The sequence below is a fragment of the Bacillus pfraonensis genome, from assembly GCF_050768835.1.
GTDB classification, from domain to species: Bacteria; Bacillota; Bacilli; order Bacillales; family Bacillaceae_G; genus Bacillus_A; species Bacillus_A pfraonensis.
This window is the reverse complement of record NZ_JAHCDO010000003.1, coordinates 288,946-314,371: the sequence shown is the minus strand read 5'-3', so window position 1 is coordinate 314,371 and position 25,426 is coordinate 288,946. Positions and strand designations below refer to the sequence as shown.

Annotated in this window: 20 protein-coding genes; 15 read left to right on the top strand and 5 right to left on the bottom strand. The window is 37.4% G+C overall.

The window, feature by feature from the left end:
* Window positions 1-140: 140 nt before the first annotated feature.
* Complete coding sequence (locus KFD70_RS04175; protein WP_336451641.1) at window positions 141-569, top strand: CHRD domain-containing protein; 429 nt, start codon at window positions 141-143, stop codon at window positions 567-569.
* A gap of 43 nt (window positions 570-612) precedes the next feature.
* Here the strand turns inward: KFD70_RS04175 and KFD70_RS04170 are convergent, their stop codons facing one another.
* From KFD70_RS04170 to tagO, 3 genes are all read right to left on the bottom strand, one after another.
* The gene (locus KFD70_RS04170) at window positions 613-3,288 is read right to left on the bottom strand and encodes a sigma-54-dependent transcriptional regulator (protein ID WP_336451642.1); all 2,676 of its coding nucleotides are present in this window, start codon (window positions 3,286-3,288) and stop codon (window positions 613-615) included.
* Between the two features lie 101 nt (window positions 3,289-3,389).
* On the bottom strand, window positions 3,390-4,127 hold the full coding sequence (locus tag KFD70_RS04165) for a polysaccharide deacetylase family protein (RefSeq protein WP_336451643.1): 738 nt from the start codon (window positions 4,125-4,127) through the stop codon (window positions 3,390-3,392).
* 194 nt (window positions 4,128-4,321) lie between these two features.
* Complete coding sequence (gene tagO / locus KFD70_RS04160; protein WP_336451644.1) at window positions 4,322-5,395, bottom strand: UDP-N-acetylglucosamine--undecaprenyl-phosphate N-acetylglucosaminephosphotransferase TagO; 1,074 nt, start codon at window positions 5,393-5,395, stop codon at window positions 4,322-4,324.
* Between the two features lie 783 nt (window positions 5,396-6,178).
* Between tagO and KFD70_RS04155 the strand changes: the two genes are divergently transcribed.
* Both KFD70_RS04155 and wecB read left to right on the top strand, forming a co-directional pair.
* Entirely contained in the window at window positions 6,179-7,504 is a 1,326-nt protein-coding gene (locus KFD70_RS04155) for a UDP-glucose dehydrogenase family protein (RefSeq protein ID WP_336451645.1), read from the top strand.
* A gap of 476 nt (window positions 7,505-7,980) precedes the next feature.
* A complete protein-coding gene (wecB, locus tag KFD70_RS04150; protein WP_336451646.1) occupies window positions 7,981-9,099 on the top strand; it encodes a non-hydrolyzing UDP-N-acetylglucosamine 2-epimerase in 1,119 nt (372 codons plus the stop codon).
* A 61-nt stretch (window positions 9,100-9,160) separates the two neighbouring features.
* On the opposite strand, the gene KFD70_RS04145 is transcribed toward wecB, so the two are convergent.
* Both KFD70_RS04145 and KFD70_RS04140 read right to left on the bottom strand, forming a co-directional pair.
* Complete coding sequence (locus tag KFD70_RS04145; RefSeq protein WP_336451647.1) at window positions 9,161-10,270, bottom strand: LCP family protein; 1,110 nt, start codon at window positions 10,268-10,270, stop codon at window positions 9,161-9,163.
* 25 nt (window positions 10,271-10,295) lie between these two features.
* Window positions 10,296-10,937, bottom strand: a complete 642-nt coding sequence (locus KFD70_RS04140; protein WP_336451648.1) for a YigZ family protein — start codon at window positions 10,935-10,937, stop codon at window positions 10,296-10,298.
* 240 nt (window positions 10,938-11,177) lie between these two features.
* On the opposite strand from KFD70_RS04140, the gene KFD70_RS04135 reads away from it, so the two are divergent.
* From KFD70_RS04135 to ftsX, 12 genes are all read left to right on the top strand, one after another.
* Window positions 11,178-12,020, top strand: a complete 843-nt coding sequence (locus KFD70_RS04135) for a DegV family protein (RefSeq protein WP_336451649.1) — start codon at window positions 11,178-11,180, stop codon at window positions 12,018-12,020.
* A 171-nt stretch (window positions 12,021-12,191) separates the two neighbouring features.
* Window positions 12,192-12,506, top strand: a complete 315-nt coding sequence (locus KFD70_RS04130) for a winged helix-turn-helix transcriptional regulator (protein ID WP_016112543.1) — start codon at window positions 12,192-12,194, stop codon at window positions 12,504-12,506.
* Window positions 12,507-12,782: 276 nt separating this feature from the next.
* Window positions 12,783-14,069 (top strand): C40 family peptidase, encoded by a 1,287-nt coding sequence (locus KFD70_RS04125; RefSeq protein ID WP_336451650.1) that lies wholly within the window; start codon window positions 12,783-12,785, stop codon window positions 14,067-14,069.
* A 416-nt stretch (window positions 14,070-14,485) separates the two neighbouring features.
* Window positions 14,486-15,832 carry an ATP-dependent helicase ComFA gene (locus KFD70_RS04120; RefSeq protein WP_489618137.1) on the top strand — a complete coding sequence of 449 codons (1,347 nt, stop codon included), beginning with the start codon at window positions 14,486-14,488 and terminating at the stop codon, window positions 15,830-15,832.
* Entirely contained in the window at window positions 15,832-16,536 is a 705-nt protein-coding gene (locus KFD70_RS04115) for a ComFC family protein (RefSeq protein ID WP_336451652.1), read from the top strand. The genes KFD70_RS04120 and KFD70_RS04115 overlap by 1 nt, the downstream gene beginning before the upstream one ends.
* A 319-nt stretch (window positions 16,537-16,855) precedes the next feature.
* Complete coding sequence (gene cspC / locus KFD70_RS04110; protein ID WP_001990088.1) at window positions 16,856-17,053, top strand: cold shock protein CspC; 198 nt, start codon at window positions 16,856-16,858, stop codon at window positions 17,051-17,053.
* A gap of 457 nt (window positions 17,054-17,510) precedes the next feature.
* Entirely contained in the window at window positions 17,511-18,053 is a 543-nt protein-coding gene (hpf, locus tag KFD70_RS04105; protein WP_336451653.1) for a ribosome hibernation-promoting factor, HPF/YfiA family, read from the top strand.
* 338 nt (window positions 18,054-18,391) lie between these two features.
* Complete coding sequence (gene secA / locus KFD70_RS04100; protein WP_336451654.1) at window positions 18,392-20,902, top strand: preprotein translocase subunit SecA; 2,511 nt, start codon at window positions 18,392-18,394, stop codon at window positions 20,900-20,902.
* A 376-nt stretch (window positions 20,903-21,278) separates the two neighbouring features.
* Window positions 21,279-22,380 (top strand): peptide chain release factor 2 gene (gene prfB / locus KFD70_RS04095; RefSeq protein WP_336451655.1). Its coding sequence is split into 2 segments (ribosomal slippage): window positions 21,279-21,350 and window positions 21,352-22,380, totalling 1,101 coding nucleotides; the frame shifts between segments, so codons are not numbered across the junction.
* 453 nt (window positions 22,381-22,833) lie between these two features.
* Window positions 22,834-23,157, top strand: a complete 324-nt coding sequence (cccB, locus tag KFD70_RS04090; protein ID WP_336451656.1) for a cytochrome c551 — start codon at window positions 22,834-22,836, stop codon at window positions 23,155-23,157.
* Between the two features lie 643 nt (window positions 23,158-23,800).
* Window positions 23,801-24,487 carry a cell division ATP-binding protein FtsE gene (gene ftsE, locus KFD70_RS04085; RefSeq protein ID WP_336451657.1) on the top strand — a complete coding sequence of 229 codons (687 nt, stop codon included), beginning with the start codon at window positions 23,801-23,803 and terminating at the stop codon, window positions 24,485-24,487.
* Window positions 24,477-25,370, top strand: coding sequence for a permease-like cell division protein FtsX (gene ftsX, locus KFD70_RS04080; RefSeq protein ID WP_336451658.1), 894 nt, complete (start codon window positions 24,477-24,479; stop codon window positions 25,368-25,370). The genes ftsE and ftsX overlap by 11 nt, the downstream gene beginning before the upstream one ends.
* Window positions 25,371-25,426: the final 56 nt, after the last annotated feature.

The following is a 25,426-nucleotide window of genomic DNA, read 5'->3' as shown; positions in this document are numbered from 1 at the left end:
AAGATGTACACAGGGGAATTAGATATCTCATAAAAAGCACGCCTGAAAGAGTCATAATTGCTCGTGTCCCGGCAATAAATTAGTTAAAGAGATACCAGAGCTATTCGAGTTGAAATTCATATAAGGAGAAGGTTGCTAGTATGACAAAACATTTCGTTGCTAAGCTGAAAGGTGGTAATGAGTTACCTCCTGTAAAAACAAAGGCTTATGGGGTCGCAGAGCTTATTTTTAATGATACTTTTACAAAACTACATTATAGGGTCATATTGAAAAATATTGAAAAAATAACATCTTGTCAAATCCATTTAGGGAAAGGGAATCAGGATGGACCAGTGGTTTTATTCTTATATGGACCTGTAAAGCATGGAATTAGCGTGAATGAAGGAACGATAACAGGTGTGGTGTCTACGAAAGATTTAGAAGAAGGACCTTTGCAAGGGAAGACGTTTGAGAATCTTGTGCAGGCAATTGACGAAGTAAATGCATATGTAAATGTTCATACGAGGACATTTACAAAGGGAGAAATCCGTGGGAAGATAAAAGAATATAGCCGATCTATGAGCCGGTAAATAAACATGCCCGTGAATAGTAATATTCACGGGCATGTTTACTTTATTCTTTTTTTTCTGGTTGATTCTTTATGAAGAAGTCCATCACATAAAAAACTTCATCGTCTGGAATCTGCACGTCAAATGTGTTTTCAATTGGTTGCAATGCTTTTTTGACCTTCATATACATCCAGTATTCATCTTGTCTACGCGCTTCTTTGTCAGGATAAGGGAGTAGCTTTTCTCCTTTTTGAAGCCGGTCAACCATACAGCTCATATGCAAAATAACTCCCATTAAACTATCAGGGTTTAACTGCAAGGAGATGAGCTCTTGAATAGTATTTAATGCGTACCGGATTGTTTTGATCATGAGAGCCCCATCATTACGCTGCATTTGTTGCCCGAGAATATCAGCCATTTTTGCATATGTTTCTTCATACGTAATTAATTCTTGGATCGGCTGAATGGCTTTATAGTTTACGATGTCTTGGAAATGATATGTTAAACATGGTACCTGTACATCAAAGTTTGTGACAATACAAATCATATTGCGTTCTTTTTTTATATTTTCGATCATTTTTGTTAAATCTTTTTCATGAACGATACTAATTGGAATAATTTCTATTAAATTTTTATCGAATCGTAAATAGTTTTCAAGCATTTTTTGAATAGCTAGCGCGCTTCCTTCTCCTGTTAAACAAGCTGTTAAAATGACTGATTTCATTGGAGCGAGCGGCTTTTTCTTTTCTTCTTGTACGTTCAGGTAAAACGGTGTTAAGTTTTTCACCGTTTCATATAACGCATCTAATGAGTAGCCAAGCTGCGCTTTTCTTGCTGCTTCTAATACGTGTGGTGTACTTGTCATAGAGAGAACACGTACAGGGATATGAAATTCCGTCTCCAGTATATCCCCGATATAAGCAAGTGAACCCATATCGACGAGTAAGAGAAGACCATTTATATGTTCTAGCGTTTTCATGTACACTTTTACTCGTTCTAAGAAATCTTTCGGTGATTCATGAAGCGGCATATCAATTCCTGTTACTTCATCAATACCGAGAAGTTCATTCGCAACATTTGCCATTTCTGTTGCGATACCATTGCCGTGAGCTAAAATCAATACTTTTACTTCTGTTTGGGAAGCAGGAATAGGATCGACGACGAAAAACATCGTTAAAAATCCAGCTTCATCAATTGGCATTGTGATTTGCAGTTCTTCTTCTAAAAGTTGAATACACTGCATAGCGACTGAGAAGGCTTCTTTATATTTCGTGCGAATTTGATTGAGTTGTGGGTGATGAATTTGTTTCCCGCTCTGCAGTCGTTGTAGAGTTGTCTGTACATGTAAACTTAAAGCAAGAAAGACTTTTTCATCGAATGTCTTAGATAAATGTTTTTCTGCTAGTTCAGCTATTTTTTCGCACACAGAAACAATATTACGATCGACAATTTTAAAGACGTTTTCATGATTTGTCTTTTTTGATATTTGATTAAAATAATGAACGAAAAAGCTTTGGATATCATTGTCTATTAATAACTCTAATTCTTCTTCTTCAATCCCGCGTGCCTGAAGTTCTTCATATTTGTGATCGATGTAATCATAAATGGAAGAACGTGTATCTTCTGTTTTATGTCTACTCCATCCTTCATCACTCGTAAATACAAATGTTTCGTTTGGCACTTGATACAAATGCCGGCTTTTTCTTTCGATAAATAAGCCTTCCTTCATGTACCATGGCAAATCAGTGCTAGAAACGCGTACGTAATCCCTTTTCTTTGTAACGAAGTCAGAATAGGCCTTTGCACAGGCAATTTGTACATCTGTTTTTAATTGTCCAATGTTATTTGGACATTGATAAAAGACGAATGCGCGCATTGCATTTGGGCTGACATGAATTTCTTTTCGCAGACGAATCGCTTCATTCGTAAAAAAGAGCTGCAATAAAGCAAAGCGTTCCTGATGTGTTCTCTCACGAAGTGGTGGGAGCGTTACGGTCATCGGAATTCGTCTTGTAAATGTTTTGAGTAAAAAAGAGTTCGGTTCTTCTGTTGTTGCAGTAATAATTAATACTTGTGCTCGGCGCTCGTTCTCTGTCTCTCCAAGGCGACGATACACACCGCGATCAATAAATGTGAATAGCATTTCCTGACCTTCTGGAGGAAGGCGGTGCACTTCATCCAAAAAGAGAATTCCTTCATGGGCTTTTTCGATTAATCCTTTTTGGTCACTTGCACCAGTGTAAGCACCCTTTTTGATCCCGAAAAGTTGTCCAAGCAGGAGCTGTGGATTATTTGCGTAATCTGCACAGTTAAAAACGATAAATGGTGCATCTTTTGGCAGCTGATTGACTTCAATCGCGTATTCATGCATTAAAGAAGCAAACATAGATTTCCCGACACCTGTTTCTCCAAGTAGTAATGTATGCATACCATTTGGAGGGTAGAGTACAGCAGCCTTTGCTTTTTCAATTGCAATTTTGAGGCTTGTGTTTTCTCTTGCAAAGGCATTGAGCGAAGTGTCATTTTGTGAAGGCGTTTCCATACGAGAGTTAGCTCCTAAATAGAAACGGACAGGGCGTGTTCCTGTTTTAGATAAACGACCATCTTTCACAAGTTTATTTAAATCGCTGCTTACATTTGCACGGTCTAGCTGTAGAAGTGTAGCGAGTTCAGATGCTGTTACACCTTCTGAGTAATTCCCCTTTTGCATTGCATTATAAATGAGGTCCATTCGTTTCATTTTCTTCACCTCGAAACTTCATCACTATTTAAAATTTTACACAAAAATGAGAAGTGTGGGAAGAGGAAAGTATAAACAGCCCTAGTATTATACTAAAGCTGTTACAATCTTGTGTCTTTCCAGAAGTTTACTTCTAAATGGGAAGAAGGATTATAAGGAAGAAGTGTATATCCTTTTGCTTTAAGATAGTCAATTACCTTTGGAAGAATTTTCACTGTGACACTAGAATCATGCATTAAAATAACTTCCACTTGTTCGTCGCTTTGGTTCATGACTCGCTCTAGTATAGCAGAAGGATTATGATAACTTTTCCAGTCATATGTATCGATTGTCCAATCCCACATTTTGTACCGAGCAGAAACAAGCGCATCGCGATAATTCTTTTTTAAATAAGGCATACTACCGTATGGAACGCGCACGAGGTGTGTATCCAAATTTGTGGTGCGGCGGACAATGGAACGGGTTTGTTCCATTTCGGCAATTAAAGCGATTGGATCACCAGTATATAAACGTTTCACGTCATGGGACATGCTATGTAAGCCAATATAATGCCCTTCCTTAATTAAACGTTTCATTGTTTGGGGGTAATGTGAAGCCTTTCCACCAATTACAAAGAAGGTTGCTTTTCCTTGTTTTTGTTTTAAAATGTTTAAAATTTGTGATGTGTATTTATTCGGTCCATCATCAAATGTTAAGTATGCAATTTTTTGCGGAAGAGCCGCGTCCTGAATCATAGAGTCATGTATAAGTGGGGAGTTAGCGGCTGCTTCAGTATAAGATATCGAACATGTAGTAATACTTAGGAATATAATCATCCATTGAAACATTTGCTTTATCACAATACTCACCCTCAGTCTAACAGTGATGGAGAAGGAGTTAAGATTGTAGTCTCATTATCCTCTTTATATGTATATCTTTCTCCAATAGAAGAACTCTCAAACAAACTATATTTTGGAAATGAAAAATAGCACCCTTTCTTAAAAAAGAAAGAGTGCTATTTGAATATTTTTTGCTAAAAAAGGCTATACTACAGTTATTCTTCGCGTTTTTTCACTTTTTTATAGAAGGAAATAATTGGTTTGTAACGTTCGTGCACAAGACCGATTACTTCTGCTACGATTTCAGTGAAGAAGATTAAAGCGAATAGAAGAATAATGGATAACCATAACGTTGCACTAGAGAAAATAATCGCATTTACGCTAAAGAAAATACCGAATGCGTAAATGATAAGTACCGTCGTGCGATGAGAGAAACCCATTGCTAATAGACGATGATGTAAGTGTGATTTATCTGGTGCAGAAATTGGTTTTTTATTCACAACTCGTCTAATAATCGCAAACAGTGTGTCGAATATAGGTACACCTAAAATAATAATGGGAACAAGGAAACTAAATAACGTTACGCTTTTGTATAATCCGAGTAACGAGATAACAGAAATACAATATCCTAAGAATAATGCTCCTGTATCCCCCATGAAAATCTTAGCTGGATGGAAGTTATAGAATAAAAATCCAAGTGTACTTGCAAGGGCAATGAGAGCAAGCGGTAGAATAATGACAGCGCCAGTACCAATCGGACTAGTAAAGGCCATATATGCTAACGTTGCAAGGACAATGGATGAAATTCCAGCAGATAGTCCATCTAATCCATCAATTAAGTTAATCGCATTTGTAATACCTACAATCCAGAATATTGTAATTGGATATGCAAGTATTCCCAGTTCAGTATCGCCTAAGAATGGAATATAAAGAACCTGTACTAATAATTGACTCTTTGCGATGAGTGCAGCAACTAGTAGTTGTCCACCGAATTTTACTTTTGCTGATAATTCATACATGTCATCTAAAATACCGATAATGACAATGATGACAGCACCTAAACTAATTGATAGCATTCTTTGTTCATACAATCCACTAACAAAGAATCCAACGGCTACACCAATAAAAATTGCCAGTCCACCTAGACGAGGCATGATTTTTTGGTGTACTTTACGTGCGTTTGGCTTATCAGTCGCTCCAATTCTAAATGCTAATTTAATGACTAAAGGAGTAACGACCAATACGGTAATGAAAGATGCCAAAATGGCATAAATCACTTGTGAGTCCATTAATACCCCACCTTTTATATTTTAACGTAGTTTTTTGATTATTTGTCTGAAAATTATGATGTTTGTTTGCAGGCTCATAACATATGGTATCACAAAAAGATTAGAATTCAATCTTTTTTTCTATTCACTGTAATTGGAAACAGATAAAATATATGACAAATTCATCCTAAACGTAATGTCGTGCAAGGAGGTTATAATATATTTTATCATTCACTTATATCGCAGGGTTTTGAAACTAAAGTACAGAATGATGACATATATAAGTCTGTTCCTAGTAGGGATGGTAGGATTTGACCAATTTTCTTTATTATAAGTGTTACACGTTAAAATACGTACGTTTCGCGTTAAAATATGGAAACGTTAAATGTGCCAGTAATAAAGTGGTTTGTAAAGAAACGTGTCTAAATGGAGAGCGTTATTTTACAAAATCTTAAAAAAGAATAGAGCAGACGTCTCATATAATAGGGAGTAAGAGCTCATATCATATTTCATTTCGCTTTGTCCCGCATTAACGGGCAGTAATACTCCCACCTTAAAATTCGACGAAAGCAAAGAAGGTAGGTGGGAGTATTACTGCCCGTAACAGCCCGATTGGTGAGGGCTGATTAAAGTTTCACTTTATATCAGAAAAAGAGTAACTGAAAGACATTGCCTTATATTCATTTTTAGAATGAAAGGAGGAAGCACAGGAGTGTTGTCATTCACAAAAAATGTACATTTCTTGTCTTGCTACTTTCATACAGTATTTTCACAAAATGTTAAGGGTCCTGTGCGGAAAATCTAATGAAAATTACGGTAATAGGTACCGGATATGTTGGATTAATTACTGGAGTGGGATTAGCGACATTGGGCCATGATGTTATTTGTTTTGATATAGACCAAGGGAAAATCGCACGAATGAAGCAAGGAGAAATGCCAATTTATGAACCTGGCCTAGAACAATTAGTAGATGCAGCGGTCCAAGAAAGGCGGCTAGTATTTACATCAAATCCAATAGAAGCATTTAAACATGTAGATTTCATATTTGTTGCAGTTGGCACACCGTCTTTAACGGATGGAACGGCAGACTTAACATATATTCGTAATAGTTGTTATGAAATTGGTATATATACAAATTCAGATGTGATCATAATTACAAAAAGTACGGTTCCGGTTGGTACGAACAATCAAATGAAAGAATGGATTCAAGAGAAGCTGCAAGGACGACATATTATACATATCGTATCCAATCCAGAGTTTTTGCGGGAAGGTTCTGGTATACATGACTTTTTCCATGGTGATCGAATCGTGATAGGGGCGGAGACAAAAGAAATTGCACAAAAGGTAAAGAAGTTATACAGTAAGCTGCTAATTGAAACGTTTGTTACAGATATCCGCAGTGCTGAAATGATTAAATATGCTTCAAATGCTTTTTTGGCTACGAAAATTAGTTTTATAAATGAAATTTCTAATATATGTGAGAAGGTAGGCGCAGATGTGTTAGAGGTAGCAGGTGGTATGGGAATGGATCAGCGAATTGGTTCTCAATTCTTACAAGCAGGTATTGGTTATGGTGGTTCATGTTTCCCAAAAGATACAAATGCTCTCGTCCAAATTGCAGGTAATGTTGCACATGATTTTCGGTTGTTAAAAGCAGTAATTGAAGTGAACAACAAACAACAAATGTTACTTGTTCGGAAAGCAAGAAGTGTAATGGATATGAGAGGCAAGCGGATTGCAGTGTTAGGGGTGGCTTTTAAGCCGAGTACAGATGATATTAGAGAGGCACCGTCTCTTCCCATTATAAAGGAGTTAATAGAGATGGGGGCAAACGTAATTGCATATGATCCACAAGCTATTTTGCATGTGCAGCAGTTGTTTGGAGATGAAATAAAATACACAACGGATCTAGATGAGGCAGTCACAGGGGCAGAAGCAGTGTTTATCGTAACTGATTGGGAATGCATACGTACGTATCCACTAGAAAGGTATGTGAAACTTATGCGTGAACCTATTTTAGTTGATGGGAGAAATTGTTATACTGGGGAGGATATTAAGAAACATAGAATGGATTACTATTCCATTGGAAGAAAGAGCGTTTGTAATAGAAGAGTTTCTACCGTCTATTAAGAAAGCTTTCTTTTGTCCTTTTGTGTTCTCATATATAATGGTGAGTGTAACAATACTATATAAATCCATATTGATTTGCTGGCATATAAATCGCTGCTATGAAAACAAAAGAAGATCTCCACTCGTTTTTTTAGTTTTCACTTGGCATGGGTAAAAAGAGGATCTGACCGCTTCTATGCATAGACGGAAGCTCTCTCCCATCTAAAAGGGAAGGTTTTGTGTTAGTTTTCAACTTGAATTGTATATAAATCCATGTTGATTTTCCGGCATAAAAGTCGCGGCTATGAAAATAAAAAGAGACTTCCACTCGTGTTCTCCATTTGTTTTCACTCGGCATGGGGCTAAAAGAGGATCTGACCGCTACTATGCATGGCTGGACGCTCTCTTCCCACCAAAAAAGGAAGGTTTGTATCGGTTTTTTTAACTTGTATTTATATAGCATATATTGTAACTAGTGAAAGAAAAGAGGCAGTGAAATGACTGAACGTTTAAAAGTAATGACAATTTTCGGAACACGTCCAGAAGCGATTAAAATGGCACCTCTTGTGTTAGAGTTGCAAAAACATCCTGAGCAAATTGAATCCATTGTGACAGTGACAGCGCAGCATCGTCAAATGCTAGATCAAGTATTAGATATCTTTGGAATTACGCCGGATTTTGATTTAAATATTATGAAAGACCGTCAAACATTAATTGATATTACAACACGTGGCCTAGAGGGTTTAGATAAAGTAATGAAGGAAGCAAAGCCAGATATCGTTCTTGTACACGGTGATACAACAACTACTTTTATTGCGAGCCTTGCTGCTTTCTATAATCAAATTCCAATCGGCCATGTTGAAGCTGGACTTCGTACATGGGATAAATATTCTCCATATCCGGAAGAAATGAACCGTCAATTAACAGGTGTGATGGCAGATCTTCATTTCTCTCCTACAGCGAAATCAGCAACGAACTTGCAACAAGAAAATAAAAATGAATCTCGTATTTTTGTAACAGGAAACACAGCAATTGATGCTCTAAAAACGACAGTAAAAGAAGAGTATAGTCATCCGGTACTAGAGAAACTTGGAAATGACCGACTTGTACTTATGACAGCGCATCGTCGTGAAAATTTAGGTGAACCAATGCGCAATATGTTCCGTGCAATTAAACGCCTTGTTGAAAAATACGAAGATGTACAAGTTGTATATCCAGTTCATATGAATCCTGTTGTACGTGAAACAGCTAACGATATTTTAGGAGAACATAACCGCATTCATTTAATTGAACCGCTAGATGTAATTGATTTCCACAATGTTGCAGCGCGTTCGTACTTAATGCTAACAGATTCTGGTGGTGTACAAGAGGAAGCACCTTCTCTTGGTGTACCGGTTCTTGTTCTTCGAGATACAACGGAACGTCCGGAAGGTATTGAAGCAGGAACTTTAAAATTAGCAGGTACAGACGAAGAAACAATCTTTACACTTGCAGATGAATTATTATCTAACAAAGAAGCGCATGACAAAATGGCGCAAGCATCTAACCCTTATGGTGACGGTCTTGCTTCAGAGCGTATTGTAGAAGCAATTTTACAATATTTTAATAAAAAGTAAGTAAAAAAAAGAGCCGCTCCTCATATCTAATGATAGAGAGTGGCTCTTTTTTGTGCAGTCTTTAATTTTGCTGATGATTTCGCATTAACCATTCCGCATTCGCGTTCGTAGACGGAGGAGGCTCTTGTTCTTTTGTCTTAGTAGATGAGTTTGTGGACTCTGTATTAGAGTTAGAACTTGAATTGGTTGTAGAATTTGCGTTTGTATTATCTTGTCCTAAGTTTTTCAAAATTTCATTACGAACAGTTTGAAGGTTCATCTCATCTGGAATAAAGTAATAAATATCGTTTAGTTTTTTATCCTCACCTTCTAATTTGAGCGTCTGGATGTTCGAAGGATCAAATCCAGATAATTTATTGTATAAGGCAAGTCCATCAGACACAGGTACATCAGTTTTTACATATTTTCCAACAACTTCTGCCAAGTCTTTAATTTTAAAGACTGTGGAAGCAGAATTTAATTTATGGACAACTGCAGCAAGTACTTGTCGTTGCCTTGTGGCGCGGCCGTAATCTCCATTTGGATCTTGCTTTCGCATGCGGACATAAGCCAATGCTTCTTCCCCATTTAACTCTTGCTGTCCTTGTTTAAATTGAATCAGCTTATAGTAATCTATATCAGACCGTTCTTCGAAATCGAAAGGAACATCGACGGTAATGCCACCAACAGCATCAACAATACCTTTAAAGCCTTTGAAATCGATTTTAATATAATGGTCAACAGGAACATGTAAAAAGTTTTCGACCGTTTCTAATGCCATTTTTTCTCCGCCGTAAGCATGTGCTGCGTTAATTTTGTCTTTTTTATTTTTTCCAGCGATCGTAACGCGTGAGTCACGTGGAATACTCATGATAGAAACATTTTTTGTTTTTGGGTTAATTGTTGCGAACATAAGCGAATCTGTTCGTCCGTTTTGTCCATCAGTCGCATAATCTTCAATTCCCATAATAAGGACGCTGAAAGGTTCTTTTGTGATTTCTACATCTTCCGCACGCAATTTTGATTTATCACGAGTGAAGCCACTATACATCTCCATGAGAGAAGAATAGGAATTAAACATGTAGAGTCCTACGCTGCCGATTAGTCCTATAAAAATGAGATAGATGAAAAATCTACGTCTACGCTTCTTTTTAATTCTTCTCTTCTGGAGATGATGATAACGCTCTTCCATACATAATCTCCTTTAAAATTATATGTTATTGTTGCCCAATGTCTTGTTCTAAATACAACATGTTGTCTTCTTTTATTGTACATTTCCCATTTGTTAATTCAATCATCCAGTCAGTAAAAATTTGTTTTTGATTTTCTTCTACATAAGTATCGAATGTAACATTTTCTAAGTAATGTATATCTTTAATCGCGTAGGCTGAGTGACGTAATTCATTTTCAACTTTACCGAGCAGCGTATAATCAACTTCTGTCTTTATAATGCGCATTAGTTTTCGCTCTACAATTCCGACGTGATTAAGACCTTCGCTTGTACATTTTCCATATGCGCGAATTAAACCGCCAGCACCAAGTTTGATACCGCCAAAATAACGTGTGACGACAACAACTGTATCTTTTAGCCCGCGCTTTTTTAATACCTCTAAAATAGGAACACCAGCGGTTCCGCTCGGTTCACCGTCATCATTTGCCTTTTGAATTTGATCGTGTTCACCAATTAAATAGGCAGAGCAGTTATGTGTTGCGTTCCAGTGTTGTTTTTTTATTTTTTGAATAAATTCTTGTGCTTCTTCTTCTGTTTTCGCTCGGCTCACGTAGCAAATAAACCGTGACTTTTGAATGACAATTTCGTGTTCACCGTAGCCTTTGATTGTTAAATATTGTAATAGCAATGGTATACGCCCCTATCTTCCAAAATGACTAGTACTTTTTATTGTAAAAGGGCTAGTTTTCAGATTCAAACATTTTTTGTAGAAATATAGCAAATTATATTATAAACATAACGTTTTTATTGTAATTTACCCAAGTGTTGATTATAATCTTAAATCGGCATTTTTCATACATTAATGCACCTTTTCCTATTTTCGTGTAAAATTAGGAAATAAAAACTTTTTTATAAGGCAGGTACGAAAATGAGAACAGCTATTGTTACGGATAGTACAGCATATATACCGAAGCATATTCGTGAAGAACTCAATATACATATGATTCCGTTAAATGTAATTTTTGGGACGAACTCTTATCAAGAAGAAGCAGAAATTACAGCGAATGATTTTTATGTGAAAGTACGTGAACATGAAGAACTTCCGAAGACTTCTCAACCAGCAATTGGGAAATTTGTGGAGCTATTTGAAGAATTGGCAAAAGAATATGATGCGGTTATTAGTATCCACCTTTCAAGTGGAATTAGTGGTACGTATCAAACGGCAACAACAGCAGGGCAAATGGTTCAAGGGATTGACGTATATACGTATGATTCTGAAATTAGTTGTGAAGTACAAGGTTTTTATGTGCGTGAAGGTGCGAAAATGGCGAGCGAAGGAAAAGCGCCAGAAGAAATTTTAGCCCGGTTTGATGAAATGAAACAAACAATAGATGCTTATTTTGTTGTGGATGACTTGCATCATTTACAACGTGGTGGTCGTTTAAATAGCGCACAAGCATTTATCGGTAGCTTATTACAAGTAAAGCCAGTGTTATATTTTAGAGACAAAGTGATTATTCCGTTTGAAAAAATTCGCACGCGCAAAAAGGCATTAAAGCGTATCGTTGAAATCTTTGATGAACATGCGAGTAAAGGTATGCCAATGGAAGCTGTTATCATTCACGCAAATCGTGAAGAGGAAGCGAAAGAGTGGCAGCAAGAGCTAGAGGAAAAGTACCCTCATGTTACAATCCGCATCAGTTATTTTGGTGCTGTAATTGGAACGCATTTAGGAGAGGGATCACTAGGTCTAGGTTGGTATACAAAATAATAAAAGTGTAAAAGCTCTCTTTTTGTAGAGAGTTTTTTTACGGATATACGTATGCATGTTTGACAAGTTAATATTTGGAAGTGATAAAATGGTACATAACCTAAAATGAGGAAAGTTTTATTGCTTACTTTTTATAAGAAACTATTTTATAATAAAGGAGAGGTGAAACATATGGAGCATAATTCTTGTTTATGTCCAAAGTTTGAATCGGCTTTTACACTGCTTAGTAAAAAGTGGACGGGTTTAATTATTAAATCTTTGTTAGAAGAGCCGAAACGATTTAGAGAAATTGCGGATATTATCCCAAATATGAGTGATCGTATGTTGTCAGAGCGTTTAAAGGAATTAGAGAGTGAAGGTGTAGTTGTTCGTAATGTTTATCCAGAAGTACCTGTTAGAATCGAATACGGATTAACAGATAAAGGGAAAGCATTAGAAAGCGTTATGAATGAAGTCCAAAACTGGGCTGAAAAATGGGTGAAATAATAGAGTATTTTCTTATGAAAAAACACAAGAAACCTTTCTTGTGTTTTTTTCTTTTTGTAACAAATCTATGACAATTGGCTAGAAAAATAGTGTGATTTTCTTAAGATTCTACAAGAAAGTACAGGATTAGATGAAGGGTGTCAGGAAATTACAAACACAATATTACATTTATTTTACAAAAGCGTAACATTGGTAAAATATCCCCTGAAATATGGTATAAATTTTAATAGATTATATACGGAAAATAAAATAAAGGAAAGCGGTGTAAAAAACAAAATGAAAAAGCTAAAAATGGCATCTTGCGCATTGGCTGCAGGATTTATGATGTTTTCAGTAGTAACACCAAGTGTGTTTGCGGAAAAGATTGAGGACGTAAAAACAGAAATTAACGCACAAAATGACACTTTACATAAACAACAACAAGAACGTGATGAGCTTCAAAAACAAATGAATGAATTAAATAAAACAGTTCAAGGTTTAGATAAGTCTGTTCAAGAAAACGCTGCAAAGCTTGACGAAACAACGAAAAAAGTTGAAGAAGCACAAGCGTTAATCGAGAAGAAAAATCAAAATATTGCAGAATTACAAACGAAAATTGCAAAACGTGAAGATTTATTAAGAAAGCGTTTAGTAGCGCTTCAAGAGCAACCAAATACGAACGTTGTAACAGAAGTTGTTGTAAACTCTAAAAACATTGCAGATTTAGTAGATCGTTTAACTTCTGTTTCTAAAATTCTTGAATCTGATGAAGATATCATGAAAACACAACAAGAAGATCAAGCAACTGTGAAAAAAGACGTTGAAACGGTAAAAGCAAAACAAAAAGAATTAAAAGAAGCACAAGCAAAAATCGAAACTGCCAAGAAAGAACTTGACGCTGAAAAAGCGAAAAAACAAGAAGCAGTAAACGACTTAAGCGGTAAGATGGATACAGTTGTAAACAACATGACTAGCACGGAAAGTCAATTAAAAGAGCTTGAGTTACAAGCGTTACAATTACAACGTATAGCTGAGCAAGAAGCACAAGAAAAAGCGGCTCAAGAGGCAGCTGCGAAGAAACAAGCTGAAGAAGCACAGAAACAACAAGCAGCTCAAGCAGCGCCAGCACAAGAAGCTGCTGCACCAGCTAAAGAAGAAACTAAGAAAGAAGAGCCTAAAAAAGAGCAACCAAAAAAAGAAGAGCCTAAAAAAGAAGAAACTAATAAGGTTGTTAATCCGACACCAGCACCAGGTGTAGTAGGGAAAGCGAAAAGCTTTATTGGAGTTCCTTATGTATGGGGCGGCGCATCTCCAAGTGGTTTTGACTGCAGTGGATTCATTTCATATGTGTTTGGTGTAGGTAGACAAACAGCTGAAGGTTTCTATAACTCAGCGCAAAAAGTTGATAACCCACAACCAGGAGATTTAGTATTCTTTGCAAACACATATAAAAAAGGTATCTCTCACATCGGTATCGTTGTTGGTGATGGTACAATGGTTCATGCTGGAGACAAAGGTATTGCGGTTTCTAGCTTGAGCAGTCCTTATAACCAAGCGCATTTTGCTGGTTACGGTAGATTATAAGATTTTTAACTAAATAAAACACGTGTATAAAGTCGATAGCTTACTATTTTAAAAGTAGGTTATCGGCTTTTTTGGTTTTTTACGAGATAAAGAAAAGGGATTATAGTAAAGCTGTATAAGTGCAAAAATGGATAGGAGAGAGAATCCAGCGATGCATAGAAACGGACAGAGCCTTTTTGAGCTCCATGCCAAGTTTGAAACAAAAAGAGAAAATGAGAGCAGGTCCGCTTGTGTTAGAGGTAGCCGTGATTTATCTGTTTAAAAATCAAAATGGATTTATCCCGTATTAACGGGAGTAGGACCTCCCACCTCAAGGTTCAAAGAGAAATGAGGAGGATAGGTGGGGGCGGGCTACCAGTAAAAATTCGATTGGTGAGGGCTGATTAAAGTTTCACTTTATAGAGGAGGGGGTAACCATACTAGCAGGAAGACAAATGCTACTAGAAGAGCTTTCGTTGTCAAAGGATGAACTAGATCGTTTGAAAAGACAGGGAGATATTTCTTTGGTAAAAGGGGTAATCAACAAATCTTCGCGCTATGTATGCCAGCGCTGTGGGAATTCAGAACAACGATTATTTGCATCATTTTTATGTAAAAGGTGCAATGAGATGTGTACGTATTGCCGAAAATGTATCACGATGGGGCGAGTGGGAGAATGTACAGTTCTCGTTCGTGGTATTCGGAATGTAGAGTGGGAGAGTTTGCTGAACTCTTTATGTTGGGAGGGTAAATTATCACCAGGACAGGACCGAGCAGTTAATGGAGTAATAGAGGCAGTGCGGCGAAAAGAATCTTTTTTTATTTGGGCAGTATGCGGAGCTGGTAAGACAGAGATGCTTTTTTATGGTATCGAAGAGGCGCTTAAAAAAGGAGAACGAGTTTGTATTGCAACGCCGCGGACTGATGTGGTGTTAGAGCTAGCTCCTCGCCTGCAAACTGTTTTTCCGGATGTGCCGATTGCTGCGCTATATGGTGGTAGTTTGGACCGTGAAAAGGAAGCGAGACTTATCATTTCTACAACGCATCAACTGCTTCGTTATTATAAGACCTTCGATGTTATGATTGTTGATGAAATTGATGCTTTTCCATATGCGATGGACAAGATGTTGCATTATGCGGTAGAGCAAGCGAGTAAAGATCATGCTGCGCAAATTTATTTAACGGCCACTCCGCCAGAAGCATGGAAACGTAAGTTATGGAGCGGGAAACAAAAAGGTGTAATCATTCCAGGGCGCTATCACCGTCATCCTTTGCCAGTCCCAAGGTTTCAGTGGTGCGGCAATTGGAAAAAGGCGTTAAAGAGAAAAGAAATTCCGTCTGTTGTTTTGAAATGGTTAAAGTATCATCTCCTCAAACAATCTCCTATTTTTCTATTTGTTCCCCACGTATGTTATATCGATGAAGTAAGTACATTATTAAAAGCATTAGATATTCGAATTGAAGGCGTTCATGCAGAGGATTCAAAGCGAAAAGAAAAGGTGGCGGCTTTTCGAAAAGGGAATATTCCGCTATTAGTTACGACAACGATTTTGGAGCGTGGTGTGACGGTAGAGAATTTGCAAGTTGCTGTGTTAGGAGCGGAAGAAGTCGTTTTTTCAGAAAGTGCACTTGTACAAATTGCTGGTAGGGCAGGGAGAAGTCATCACAGGCCAGATGGCGATATCTTTTATTTTCATTATGGAAAAACAGAAGCGATGATACGTGCGAAAAAGCATATTCAATCTATGAATAAAAGGGCGAAGCAAGAAGGGTTGATAGATTAATGCATTGTCTACTTTGTGATGATTCTATTTCCGAGAGTGTTAGCTGGTATTCTTTTTTTATTCAGTCTGAAAAGCGGTGCATATGTGAGAGGTGTGAACGAAAACTTTCCTATATTATAGGAGAAATTTGCGAGGATTGCGGCAGGCCTTTTGCGTCTCTTTCGGAGGAATATAGGGAGGGTAACCTTTGCAAAGATTGTGTAAGATGGAAGGAAGAGATGAAGTTTCTACCTATAAAAAATCGATCTGTGTACGTCTATAATGATTGGATGAAGGAAGTGTTAGCTCGGTTTAAATTTCGAGGGGACGCTAAGCTTGTTGAAGTTTTTCGGACGGAATTTATAGCTGTATTTCATAAGTATTTTTCAGATTGCCATGGAGTTATTCCGATTCCGCTGAGTAAGGAGAGGGAATATGAGCGTGGTTTTAATCAAGCGGAATTATTAGCATCTTGTTTACCAATCGGTATTTTACAAACATCTTTCAGTAGAAAAGATACGGAAAAACAAAGTAAAAAAAAGCGTATAGAGAGGCTTTCAGTAGCAAATCCCTTTTACTTTCAAAAGGAAGAAACGTTTGCTGGTCAGCATCTGTTACTCATTGATGATGTGTATACGACAGGTATTACGTTGAGGCAAGCTGCAGAGTGCTTGTATGATGCAGGGGCTCAAACAGTTTCGAGCCTCACTCTTTGCCGGGGGTAATATATAAATCCAAATGAAAAAACCAACATCAAACCATTCTTTTAGGTGAGCGAGAGCGTCCGGCCATGCATAGAAGCGGTCAGTGCCTTTTTTCGCCCCATGCCGTGTGAAAACAAAAAGAGGAAATAAGTGGAGAACTGTTTTTGTTTTCATAACCGCAGCTAATATATTGAAAAATCAAGATGGATTTATATATATACATGTCGAAAGATACAATAAAAAGACGACAAGACTTCTTTGACTTGATATGTTGTCATTCGTTATAGTCAAAATATGGGGTAAATGCCCTTATTTTTAGAGTGAAGGGAATGGAAAGAACATGCAAGGAAGAGTGAAATGGTTTAATGCAGAAAAGGGATTTGGCTTTATCGAACGTGAAGATGGTGATGATGTTTTTGTTCATTTTTCTGCAATTCAACAAGATGGGTATAAGTCGTTAGAAGAGGGGCAACAAGTGGAATTTGACATTGTAGATGGTGCACGTGGACCGCAAGCAGCGAATGTTGTGAAATTATAATTTTGAATGAATCGTTTTGTGAGAAACATAGAGTTGCGTATGCGGTAACGGTTTATATATATAGATATTAAATTGGATCTTCCAACATATAAATTACGGCTATAAAGAACAGAAGGAGGCTTCCACTTGTTGTCTCCTTTTGTTTTTTACATGGCATAGGTATAAAAAGGAACGAACCGCTTCTCCCCGTACCTAAAAGAAATGGTTTTATATCAGTTTTTCAAACTACGGAAAGCGTTGTCAAAAAGTTGTTTCTTTTCTGTAACGAATTGTACATACTTATATTCGTTATTTACGATGTAAATAGGATAAAATGTAAATAGAAACGATGCATCTTTTCTTTTCAACAAAAAACGATAAAAAATTGCAATTTCGCTAACTTTTTAAATAAAGTTAGAAGGAGTTTTTAAGCCGGTGTCGAAACTGTATACATAGGCTTGAAAGGAGGAATTCATCTATGAAATTCAACATTCGTGGTGAAAATATTGAAGTAACTCCAGCATTAAAGGAATATGTAGAGAAAAAACTGAGCAAATTAGAGCGTTATTTTGATACATTTCCAGAGATTAAAGTTAATTTAAAAGTATACTCTGACAAGCAACGTGTCGAGGTAACAATTCCATTTACAGATTTATTACTTCGTGCAGAAGAAACTCATAGCGATATGTACGCTGCAATTGACTTAGTAGTTGATAAAATTGAGCGACAAATTCGTAAACATAAAACAAAAGTAAATCGTAAATTACGTGAAAAAGGTTCTCCGAAAACTGCATTCATCCTTACAGAACCAGCGGCAACTCTGGAAGAAGTAAAAGAGGATGAATTAGAACTGGTACGTACAAAACGATTTGACTTAAAACCAATGGACGTTGAAGAAGCCATTTTACAAATGGATATGTTAGGACATAACTTCTTCGTCTTCACAAATGCCGATACAAATGAAACTAATGTTGTATATGGCCGTAAAGATGGAAAATATGGTTTAATTGAAACAAAATAATAAGTAGAAAACGCAGCTGTAAAAGGCTGCGTTTTTTTATTTTTTACTCCGTTATGATGGGAAAGGGCTACCCTAGTTTATAATTGAGTGAGAATCAAAGCAGTCTATAAAATTCTTATTGAGCAAAGTTTCAGCTAATTTTGACCACGCGTTTGGTCGGTTGTTGTCATAGTTATAAAACAAGTGTTACAATTATCATTAGGTTTATACTTTTTTGTTTTTTAATTAGGAGAAAAAATAGTAGAAAATAAATTAGCGTTTTATAACGACTGATTAGTGAACTGTAATATAGAGCACGATCAGAAGTTTTATTTTAATAAAAGAGGAGCGTATTTCCTATGATCGGTATTTTAAAAAAGGTGTTTGATGCAAACCAGCGCCAAATTAAACGTATGCAGAAGATTGTGGATCAAATAGAAGCGTTAGAATCGTCGATTCAACCGTTAACTGACGAACAATTAAAAGGGAAAACAATTGAATTTAAAGAGCGTCTTACAAAAGGCGAAACAGTAGACGATTTATTACCAGAGGCTTTTGCGGTTGTTCGTGAAGCAGCAACACGCGTTCTTGATATGCGCCCTTATCCTGTGCAATTAATGGGTGGTATTGCCTTACATGAAGGGAATATATCTGAGATGAAAACAGGGGAAGGTAAAACGTTAACTTCTACTTTACCAGTTTATTTGAACGCTTTAACAGGTAAAGGTGTTCATGTTGTTACAGTCAATGAATACTTAGCACAGCGTGATGCGGGTGAAATGGGACAACTACATGAGTTCCTTGGCTTAACAGTAGGAATTAACTTAAATAGTATGTCACGTGAGGAAAAGCAAGCTGCTTATGCTGCTGACATTACATATAGTACAAACAACGAGCTTGGTTTTGACTATTTGCGCGATAACATGGTGCTATATAAGGAGCAACGTGTTCAACGTCCGCTTCATTTTGCGATTATTGATGAAGTCGATTCCATCTTAGTCGATGAAGCGCGTACGCCGCTTATCATTTCTGGACAAGCACAAAAATCAACAGAACTATATATGTTTGCAAATGCGTTTGTTCGTACGTTAGAAAATGAGAAAGATTATTCTTTTGACGTGAAAACGAAAAATGTCATGTTAACAGAAGACGGTATTACGAAAGCAGAGAAAGCTTTCCATATTGAAAACTTATTCGACTTAAAACATGTTGCACTTCTTCACCATATTAATCAGGCGCTTCGTGCACACGTTGTTATGCACCGCGATACAGATTATGTTGTACAAGATGGTGAAATCGTAATTGTAGACCAATTCACTGGTCGTCTTATGAAAGGTCGTCGTTATAGTGAAGGTTTACACCAAGCAATTGAAGCAAAAGAAGGCGTAGAAATTCAAAATGAAAGTATGACGCTTGCGACAATTACATTCCAAAACTACTTCCGTATGTACGAAAAGTTATCAGGTATGACGGGTACTGCGAAAACAGAAGAAGAGGAATTCCGTAACATTTACAATATGAATGTTATTGTAATCCCGACAAACAGACCGATTGTTCGTGATGACCGTGCTGATTTAATTTTTAAAACGATGGAAGGTAAATTCAACGCAGTTGTTGAGGACATTGTGAAACGCCATAAACAAGGACAACCAGTTCTTGTTGGTACAGTTGCGATTGAAACGTCTGAACTTATTTCAAACATGTTAACACGCAAAGGGGTACGTCATAACGTCTTGAATGCGAAAAACCATGCGCGTGAAGCGGATATTATTACAGAAGCAGGATTTAAAGGCTCTGTAACGATTGCGACGAACATGGCTGGTCGTGGTACAGACATTAAACTAGGCGAAGGTGTAAAAGAAGCTGGTGGCCTAGCGGTTATCGGTACAGAACGCCATGAAAGCCGTCGTATTGATAATCAGTTACGTGGTCGTGCTGGTCGTCAAGGAGACCCTGGTGTGACGCAGTTCTACTTATCAATGGAAGATGAACTAATGCGCCGCTTCGGTTCTGATAATATGAAAACAATGATGGATCGCCTTGGTATGGATGATTCACAACCAATTGAAAGTAAAATGGTTTCTCGTGCTGTAGAATCTGCGCAAAAACGTGTAGAAGGAAACAACTACGATGCACGTAAACAACTTCTGCAATATGACGATGTACTTCGCCAACAACGTGAAGTTATTTATAAACAGCGTCAAGAGGTAATGGAATCTGAAAACTTACGAGGCATTATCGAAGGGATGATGAAATCTACTGTAGAACGTGCCGTTGCTCTTCATACACAAGAGGAAATTGAAGAAGATTGGAACATTAAAGGTCTAATTGACTACTTAAATACAAACCTTCTTGAAGAAGGGGATGTAAAAGAAGAGGAATTACGTCGTCTTGCGCCGGAAGAAATGAGCGAACCAATCATTGCCAAGTTGATGGAGCGCTATGATGAAAGAGAAAAACTTCTGCCTGAAGAACAAATGCGTGAATTTGAAAAGGTTGTTGTATTCCGCGTTGTAGATACGAAATGGATGGATCATATCGATGCGATGGATCACCTTCGCGAAGGTATTCATTTACGTGCTTACGGTCAAATTGACCCACTTCGTGAATACCAAATGGAAGGATTCTCAATGTTTGAATCAATGATTGCTGCTATTGAAGAAGAGATTTCTCGTTACATTATGAAAGCAGAAATCGAACAAAACCTAGAGCGTCAAGAAGTAGCGCAAGGTGAGGCAGTTCATCCGAAAGATGATGGTGAAGGAGCGAAAAAGAAACCAGTCGTAAAAGGTGACCAAATCGGACGTAACGACCTATGCAAATGTGGCAGTGGTAAAAAATATAAAAACTGCTGTGGTATTGGGAAATAAAGAAAAGTGGCGCCGACTGTTCAGCCCCGTTGGCTAAGGTTCTTTCGCACAGAAAGTGATTTGTACTTTCTTGTGTGGAAGGTTCTTAGACATGAGGGGCTAGGAGGCAGAACTGGATCAAAGGAAAAGCGGAAGCAGCTCGTTTAGAATGTGAGGGGGATGGAGCTCCTGACAGAGAGGTGTTTTTTGCCTCGTAGGAAGAAGATAAGCCCCCGAGTATTCTAGCTGCTGTGAAACCAGTAAAGTTTCACGTCCAATATGGAAAAATTTCAGGAATATCCATATAATAAAAAGGGACAAACTCTCTCTGTAACAAGCGGAGGGAGTTTCCCTTGTTTTATATAAAAGCGAAAGCAATTACATAGAGGTGAAGAGCATGGAATTAGTAGAAATTAGGCAAGAATTAGAGAAAATGGCTAAGAGATTAGCGGCTTTTAGGGGGTCTCTTTGACCTTCCTGCAAAGGAAAAGCGCATTGCAGAATTAGAGGAAACAATGATGGGCGCTGGTTTTTGGGATGACCAACAAGGTGCGCAAACAGTAATTAATGAAGCGAATGCACTGAAAGATATGGTTGGAAAGTTTCGCCAGTTAGATGAAACGTTTGAAAACTTAGAAGTGACACACGAGCTTTTAAAAGAAGAATACGATGAGGATTTACATGAAGAGCTAGAATCTGAAGTGAAATCTTTAGTTCAAGAAATGAATGAGTATGAGCTTCAGTTATTATTAAGTGATCCTTATGATAAGAATAATGCTATTTTAGAACTGCATCCAGGTGCAGGTGGAACAGAGTCACAAGACTGGGGTTCTATGTTATTACGTATGTATACAAGATGGGCTGAAAAGCGTGGATTTAAAGTAGAGACAGTTGACTATTTGCCAGGTGATGAAGCTGGAATCAAGAGTGTAACGTTATTAATTAAAGGTCATAACGCTTATGGCTACTTGAAAGCGGAGAAAGGTGTACATCGTCTTGTACGTATTTCACCATTCGATTCTTCAGGTCGCCGTCATACATCATTCGTATCTTGTGAAGTTGTACCTGAATTCAATGATGAAGTTGAAATTGAAGTGCGTACAGAAGATTTAAAAATAGATACGTATCGCGCAAGTGGTGCAGGTGGACAGCACGTTAATACGACAGATTCAGCCGTTCGTATTACACATATACCGACAAATACGATTGTAACTTGTCAATCAGAACGTTCACAAATCAAAAACCGTGAGCATGCGATGAAAATGTTGAAGGCGAAACTATACCAAAAGAAATTAGAAGAACAGCAAGCAGAGTTAGATGAAATCCGTGGTGAACAAAAAGAAATTGGCTGGGGTAGTCAAATTCGTTCTTACGTATTCCACCCATACTCTCTAGTGAAAGATCATCGTACAAATACGGAAGTTGGTAATGTACAAGCAGTTATGGATGGAGAAATTGATCCATTTATTGATGCGTATTTGCGCTCTCGTATTTCTTAAGAAAAAAGCCAACGGACTGTTGGCCTATCGGTGAGGAGATAGAGGGGATAAAGAGGTATATAACCCTGTCTATAGTGGTAGAAGAAGGAGGAAGAGAAGTTGGGTGACAACTTCTCTTTTTGATGAGCTTGGGTTTATCATACAAGGTCGCATATTGTTTTGTAAAAAGAAGAAAATAAAAGAACTGAGCTGTAATTGATGAGGAAATTGCATAAGATTTTTTTATTCTGTTTTTTAGAAAAGGGTTCTTTACAGTAATTTGTATCTGTTCACAGAATTGAAACAATTGCTGGAAGCTTTGTATCAGTAGGTTTCTCATCATTTTTGTAAGAAATATCCTCTATAGGTTGGTTTTTCTGTGAGAGGATAATTATTATAATGGCTAGTGAGAGCTGTATGAAAGTATAGCTGCATCCATAATGAGAAGGACATCAATAACGGGGAGCGATATAAGTGAAAAAGAAATTGTTGGCTATTGCATTAGGAACAACATTAGTTTTTGCTGTAGGAGCGTGCGGGAAGAAAGAGGAAAGTAAGTCTTCTAATCAATCAGCGAGTACGGATAGTGCCGAACAAATTTACAAAAAAAGCTGTGCAGGTTGCCATGCTAATGATTTATCAGGTGCAACCGGACCAGATTTACGAACAGTAGGTGGCAAATATGATGCGGCGGATATTGAAAAAATTATTGAAAAGGGCCGTGGCATGATGTCTCCAGGAATTATTCAAGGCGAGGATGCTAAAAAAGTATCAGAATGGCTAGCAGAACATAAATAAGAAAAGCGGAAGCGGCTCGCTCAAAATCGCAGGATGTTGGAACTCCCGGCAGAGAGGCGTTTTTTGCCTCGTCTGAGGGAGTGAAACAGCCGGAGATTTTAGCCGCAGTAGCTAGACAAAAGAAAAGCGGAAGCTGCTCGCTCAGAATAGGAGGGGGATGGAGCTTCAGACGAAGAGGTGCATTTTGCCTCGTAGGAAGAAGTGAAGTCACCTCTCATTTCACCTGGATTTTGTACTCATTTTATGAAAAGCTAGATTATAAGTTTATATTTTAATAGAGAATATTTATAAAATATTATAAATTGTTATATGGTAGTTAGGGATGAATCTTTTATTGGTAAAAAAGAATTGTTAGATAGCGCTTTTTCTTGTTTCTTTTATGCTGTAACATAACTGTAACAAAATTGTATCCGAATTGGAAACCGAATGATGTTACAATGTAGTTTGTAGAATTTTGCTGAAACATGTACATAAGCAGCAGTGATAGACTGGAAATGTTCTCACTGTTCTTTGAAACAACAGAAATACATCTATAGATTTGTAGTACAACAGAGGGCAAGTAAGAGTGGAATCTTTTGCTTTCATGTTCAGATAGACAGAGAAAGTATGTCGAAAAAAATCATTAAGTATTGGGTGATAAATAATGATAAAAATGACGAATGTTTATAAGGAGTATCCAAATGGTATGAAAGCCATCGATGGGCTCACAGTTAACATTAAGCAAGGTGAATTTGTATACGTAGTTGGACCGAGTGGAGCCGGGAAATCTACATTTATTAAGATGATGTATCGTGAAGAAAAACCAACAACAGGATCTATCAATGTGAATGGACTTGTAATTGAAACGTTAGCAGAGCGAGATGTACCATATTTTCGTCGTCAGTTAGGCGTAATTTTCCAAGACTTTAAATTGCTACCTAAATTAACGGTATATGAGAATGTAGCGTTTGCTTTAGAAGTAATTGAAGAAGAACCTGATGCAATTCGTGAGCGTGTTACTGAAGTATTAGGTCTTGTAGGCCTTGAAGATCGTGCAGATGCACTTCCAAATGAGCTTTCTGGTGGAGAACAACAGCGTGTAGCGATTGCAAGAGCGATTGTAAACAAGCCGAAAGTTGTAATTGCCGATGAGCCGACAGGGAACTTAGATATCGAGACAGCACTTGATATTATGAATATTTTTAAACGTATTAACGAACGTGGGACAACGATTGTTATGGCAACACATAACGCAGATATCGTAAACACAATTCGTCATCGTGTAATTGCGATTGAAGGCGGAAAAATTGTTCGAGATGAGATTGAGGGAGGATACGGATATGAAGACTAAAACCCTTAGTCGACATTTACGAGAAGGTGTAAAAAATCTATCCCGTAATGGATGGATGACATTTGCTTCTGTAAGTGCGGTAACAGTTACATTATTACTTGTAGGTGTCTTTTTAACAGCGATTATGAATATGAACCACTTCGCAACGAAAGTGGAGCAAGATGTAGAAATTCGTATACACATTGATCCAGCAGCGAAAGAGGCGGATCAAAAGAAATTGGAAGAAGATCTGGGCAAAATTGCTAAAGTAGATTCTGTTAAATATTCTTCTAAAGAAGAAGAGTTAAAACGTTTGATTAAAAGCTTAGGTGACAGCGGAAAAACGTTCGAGTTGTTTGAGCAAGATAATCCACTTAAAAACGTATTTATTGTAAAAGCAAAAGAGCCAACAGATACAGCTACAATTGCGAAAAAAGTTGAAAAAATGCAGTTTGTAAGTACAGTTCAATATGGTAAAGGCCAAGTTGAAAAGTTATTTGATACAGTGAAAACAGGTCGTAATATTGGGATTGTGTTAATTGCAGGTCTATTATTCACAGCGATGTTCTTAATCTCTAACACAATCAAAATTACAATTTATGCACGAAGCACAGAGATTGAAATTATGAAACTTGTTGGAGCGACAAACTGGTTTATCCGTTGGCCGTTCTTACTAGAAGGTTTATTCTTAGGGGTACTCGGTTCAATTCTCCCGATTATCGTGATTTTATCTACTTATAATTCGCTTCAAGGTATGTTTAACCAAAAACTTGGGGGAACGATTTTCGAACTTCTTCCATACAGTCCGTTTGTATTCCAACTGTCCGGTTTATTAGTGTTAATTGGTGCATTAATCGGTATGTGGGGAAGTGTAATGTCAATTCGTCGCTTCTTAAAAGTATAAAAAGTTGCAAACATAATTCGTACAAGCTTATCATATAGTAGAAATAGGTAAAGGCA